General features: G+C 56.7%; 4 protein-coding genes. 1 reads left to right on the top strand and 3 read right to left on the bottom strand.

Annotation, left to right across the window (positions count from 1 at the left end; genetic code table 11):
• Positions 1 to 290 (bottom strand): hypothetical protein (locus tag ACWVCN_RS02815; RefSeq protein WP_455243996.1); only part of this gene is annotated, 290 nt, incomplete at its 3' end.
• On the bottom strand, positions 287 to 1,186 hold the full coding sequence (locus ACWVCN_RS02810; protein ID WP_455243995.1) for an RnfABCDGE type electron transport complex subunit D: 900 nt from the start codon (positions 1,184 to 1,186) through the stop codon (positions 287 to 289). The genes ACWVCN_RS02815 and ACWVCN_RS02810, both read right to left, overlap by 4 nt.
• 679 nt (positions 1,187 to 1,865) lie before the next feature.
• Here ACWVCN_RS02810 and ACWVCN_RS02805 point away from each other — a divergent pair.
• A complete protein-coding gene (locus ACWVCN_RS02805) occupies positions 1,866 to 2,684 on the top strand; it encodes a sterol desaturase family protein (protein WP_455243994.1) in 819 nt (272 codons plus the stop codon).
• Between the two features lie 85 nt (positions 2,685 to 2,769).
• On the opposite strand, the gene pyk is transcribed toward ACWVCN_RS02805, so the two are convergent.
• Positions 2,770 to 4,313 (bottom strand): pyruvate kinase (pyk, locus tag ACWVCN_RS02800; protein ID WP_455243993.1); only part of this gene is annotated, 1,544 nt, incomplete at its 5' end.

The raw sequence follows: 4,313 nt of genomic DNA, 5'->3' as shown, positions 1-4,313 counted from the left end.
GCAATGGCAACCTCGGATGCCTTGTTGAACAGTTTCGTGTCGGCCTTGCCGACGTAGAAGCCGCAAAACGCGGAGGCGGTGTCGTTCCACGAAAAGAATGCAGCAAGGAGTGTCAATCCAATGATAGGGGCTCGTCGCTTGAGGGGACACGGGGCCTGTCGCCGACCAGCCCATCCGTCCTCGCACCCGGCCCGGTGTAGGGACCCCGCTGCGGGCGGATGGGCGCCCAGATCGGCGCTATCCGCGTGCCGAATATTCACGCGATTCATTTCGATGCTTTGCGTACTCATGAAATCCTCCTTGGTTGTGAAAAAGATGATGGAACGAGCACAGGGAGAGAAACGGGGACAGAGAATGCCCCACTCGATGGTTTGGACCATTCATAGGGAGTGCCGGGAAACATCCGGTCAATGAGAGGAACGAGCGGCGCGCAGGCAATCAAACCCCACAACGGGCCGTTGGGTTTGAAGTAGCCGAACTGGACGTAGATGGCGGTGAGAGCCACAAGCAACGCATAGACGATCCGTCCGGTTCGGGAATCTGGAGTGGTCTTCGGATCGGAGATCATGAAGAAGGCGAAAATCAGCAGCGCGCCGCTTTCGATCTGATGCAGTGGAATCGTGATCGGATCGCCGAGCCAGGCGCCTCGTCCGAAGAGGAGGCCGACGTAGAACCCGAGAAAGGCCAGCGTGACATCCGCCCGCGCCGCGCGTGTCACGACGAGTGAGCCGAGGCAGACCAGCAAGAATCCAAACCAGGCGACTTGGCCCCACTGGCCGGGGGAGATCCAGCCCAGTCCGCCGGCAAGGATGACGACTAACGCAAGATTCGTCGGGTTGAAAACATGCTTCTCCTTCCAGCGAATGAGGAACTTGCTGCCGATGGCAATGGCTGAAGCCAATGCAGCGACGGAGAGCTCGTTCGTGCGGAGGAGAAGACAAAGCGAGAGCGAAGAAATTAGCGCGCTCTTGGGATCGAAGTACGGCAGCGTGAAATAGCGGGTGCCGGCGTACTGGGTCAGCTGGGCTGCGCCGATGGTCACGGCGATCTGCCAGAGGGAAACGTCAAAGTGAAGGAAGAGGAGGCCATAGATCAGCAGGGTGAAGAGGCTCACTATCTGATAGAGCCTCGGGTCACGCCAGTTGATCTTGTGTGCCGATTGAGCGATTTCGGTGTTCTGTGCCATTGGATCCTCCTTGGCCCGCCGAAGCTTCATGACGGCCTTCACAGGAGGATATGGGGGGAGGCGCAATTTCCTTTCAGCCTGATTTGCTTGCAGTTTCGCGGGTCCTGTCGTGGCAAACAGCCCCACCGTGCTCACTCCACCCATCCCCCAGTGGGTCCCTTCCGTTGCGCGCGGTGGGGCGCCCCGTTTGCCGCGCCACCCGCGTGAATCAATCAAAAAGGTCGGTCATAGGGCGGTGCTCGCTTGGTGAATGCGTGTCCGGGCGTGTTAGGGATAGGAGGGGAAGAAGGTACGCGAACGTTGAGATCATGCAGCTCCCTTCTTAGGGGCTAAACCGCAAGATTCGAGGGGTAACAGAGGGGTACTTTCTCAAGGGGTGCAGTTTGAGCATCGTGGGCGCCATTCCCAAGAGAGTGGAATTAGATAGCGTGGAGGAAACCTCTGATACGCCATCGGGGCGACAGATTGCCGCCAGCCGAACCATAAGCTGGCACTGAGCATTCACAGGTAAAAGAACACGTGTAAGAATGTTGCATTCCAAACAGTCAGAGCGTTCTTTTAGGGCGAGCCGCAATGGTTCCAGGACTCAACGACTTTCTGTCTAACTCGCGTGAATCCATTTCTTTTGTTCTGCCTCTAATCTGCTACATGGCAAGTATTTTGACTAAAAAGGATTGTTATGGCGTTTGAGGATCTGGTCCGGTTTGGATCGTACGTATTCGTGCTCGGCGTCATGGCCACGTGGGAATTTATTGCGCCGCGGCGTTCATTGACGGCCTCGAAACTCTGTCGCTGGGGCGGGAACCTCACCATCGTGATCTTGAATACGGTGATCGCCCGATTGTTTTTCATGGGCGGTGTGGTGGCAACAGCGGTGATGGCGCAGGATCGAGGCTGGGGGTTATTCAATTTAGCAAACGGGCCTTTTTGGCTTGAAGTCGGCCTGGCTATTGTGGCGCTCGACCTCATCATCTACCTCCAGCATCAGGTCTTTCATTACGTGCCTATTCTCTGGCGCTTCCACATGATGCACCATTCGGATCTTGATTTGGATGTGTCCAGCGGCGTGCGGTTTCACCCGGTGGAGATCATCATCTCGACCGGGGTCAAAGCTCTGTCCGTCCTTCTCCTCGGGGCCGCTCCGCTGGCGGTGGTGATCTTTGAAATCGTGCTGAATGCGACCGCCTTGTTCAATCATAGCAATGTCCGGATGCCCCTGAGGCTCGATCGGGCGTTGCGGTGGTTTATCGTTACGCCGGACATGCATCGCATCCACCATTCAACGGATGTACGTGAGACGAACAGCAACTACGGATTCAACGTGCCCTGGTGGGACCGCTTGTTCGGAACCTATTGCGCGGACCCGGCCTTGGGGCAGACAGGTATGAAGATCGGCCTTGAGCACCTGGGACCTCCGGTCTGCCTGAATCTGTTCATGATGCTCCGGTTTCCCTTTGTGACACAGCTTGGCCGCTACGCTGGCCGTACCCAATTCTGATGCCGGTCGCAAAATACGATAGCCTGATGGTGACAACAGGTTGAGCTTCACTCAAGGCTGGTTATGGTGAACATTCCTGCGGGAGTTATGCGACTTCGTGCAGCTTCATCAGATTGGTTCCGCCGGGCTCTCCGACCCTCGTGCCTGAGAGAATGACGATCCGCTTCCCGGTTGTGACGAGGTTCTCTTCCTTGAGCCGGCGTTCTGCCTCCGCTACACGCGCATCGGTTTGTTCGATCTGGGGCATCAGATATGGAAGGACTCCCCAATAGAGAGCCATCCGGCGCCTGACCGGTTCAAACGGTGTGAAGGCGATGATGGGAGATTCCGGCCGTTGCTTAGACAGCAAGCTCGCCGTGACACCCCGCTCGCTGAAGGCAACAATTGCGCTAGCAGTGATCGCTCTGGCTGCAGAAGAAGCTGCGGTACAGATAGCCTCCTGAAACGATAGGTCCTGAAAATCAGTTTGACGCTTGGGCATGATGCCTGGCTCGGATTGCTCCTCCGCTGCTCGAATAATTCGATTCATCACTTGGACTGTTGCGACTGGATGCGCACCGACGGCGGTTTCAGCCGACAGCATAACCGCGTCGCTGCCGTCGAACACTGCGTTGGCGACATCCGAGGCTTCTGCTCTCGTGGGCCGCAGGCGTTGTGTCATCGATTCAAGCATCTGAGTGGCCGTGATCACGAGGCGGCCACGCCGATTGGCCTCCACGATAATCCGTTTCTGCAAGACAGGCACGGCTTCCGGTCCCATCTCCACACCAAGATCTCCGCGTGCGATCATCACACCGTCAGATTGGGTTAGAATCGCATCCAACGCTGTCACCGCTTCAGCCCGTTCGATTTTGGCGATAATAGGAAGATTTTCCCCGCATTCGGCAATGAATGTGCGTGCCGCGATGATGTCCTCAGGACTTCTGACAAAAGAGAGTGCCACGAAGTCAATGCCTTGTGAGATACCGAAACGAAGGTCTTCCCGGTCCTTATCCGTGAGGGCAGGGGCGCTGACAAATGTGCCGGGAAGATTGATGCCCTTGTGCGATGCGATGTTTCCTCCGACGGTGACGGTGCATTCAACGAACCCTCCGGTGATTCGATCGCACACGAGCTCCACATGCCCGTCGTCGATCAGGATCCGCGCACCGGGGCGGATATCGCGGGAAAGGAACTGGTACGTGATAGGGATCTCGGTAACGTTGGCATGAACAAGCGGTTGGGCTCCAAGCTGTCCCCCGGATCGAGCCAGCATCGTCGTGAGACGAACCGCCTGTCCCGATTTCACTGCAATCCCTTTATCGGGCAAATCGCCCACGCGGATTCTGGGACCCTGCAAATCCTGAATGATAGCCACCGATACCCGTCTCTGTTCGGCAACCTGTCGGATCGCCTTGACCGCCGCAGCGTGAGATTCGCGGGAGCCATGAGAAAAATTGAGTCTGGCCGCGTCCATCCCATTCTCGATCAGCCGATCCACCATGGCGATCGAATCACTGGCAGGCCCTATGGTGCAGACGATTTTGCATTTTTTCATCATACGTTCATCGGTTCTTGACAAGATGTGACGGACATCCAATGATGCTCCCGTTAAAGTTTGATTATGTCCGCCACCGAGAGGCGGTGGCG

It is taken from the genome of Petrachloros mirabilis (genome assembly GCF_975968855.1).
Note: the sequence above shows the minus strand (reverse complement) of the source record. Positions and strands in the feature narration are given on the sequence as shown.